Source organism: Mesorhizobium sp. M7A.F.Ca.CA.004.04.2.1, from assembly GCF_004022825.1.
Classification (GTDB): Bacteria; Pseudomonadota; Alphaproteobacteria; order Rhizobiales; family Rhizobiaceae; genus Mesorhizobium.
Window position 1 is genome coordinate 1 of record NZ_RZPH01001567.1, and the last position, 804, is coordinate 804.

The 804-nt window shown below is 63.4% G+C and carries 1 protein-coding gene; it reads right to left on the reverse strand.

Features of this window, described 5'->3' with window-relative positions:
* Positions 1 to 804, reverse strand: an 804-nt coding sequence (locus EN893_RS36175; RefSeq protein WP_164901503.1) for a YcjX family protein, incomplete at both ends; no start/stop codon positions are given.

Genomic DNA, 804 nt, shown 5'->3' on the forward strand with positions numbered 1-804 from the left:
TCTCCGATCAGGAACTGCAAGGCACGGTCGAGCCTGATATGCGGCAGCGACAGGGTGATACCTTCAGCCGTTCGTTCTAGCTTTGGCGGACGGAAACGGACGAAGCGGATTGCAGGGTCCGCGGCATCCTGCTTGTGATCGGCTCCCGAAAGATCAAAAACTGCATCAATTTTCTCCGGTAAGTCACCAGGAAATATGGCTGTTTCAGTTTTTCCATCGAAAGTTTCACCGTTGATCCTCTCGCCGGCGATCGGCGTGCCGATAATGACTGGCAACGTCTCCCGGCCTTGCTTGACGGTGCCTTCGCGCGTCGCGCGCACCGCCGCCATGGCGACCACGTCGACATCGGCGCCGGTGAAATTCGCCCGTGCCACGGCTCGGTCGGCAAGCCGCCGCACGATCGCCTGCAGGCGGTCATGGCTTTCGTGGTGCAGATGGTCGGCCTTGGTCGCGGCAACCAGGATGCGGTCGATGCGCCGCGAAAACAGATCGGTGAGGAAGCTGCCCCGGCCAGGTCGGAAACAGCTGAGGATCTCGGTCACCGCGCGTTCCAGGTCGGCCATGGCGCCGGGGCCGGCGTTCAGCGCCTGCATGGCGTCGATCAGCACGATCTGGCGATCGAGGCGGGTGATGTGTTCGCGAAAGAAGGGTTTGACGACATGCGTCTTGTAGGCCTCATAGCGCCTGTCCATCATGGCGTGCAGCGACCCCGGGCGCGGACGCCTGTCGCCGATCCCGGCCAGGGGCGCGAAGGTCAGTGCCGGCGAGCCTTCGAGATCGCCAGGCATCAGGAAGCGGCCGGGC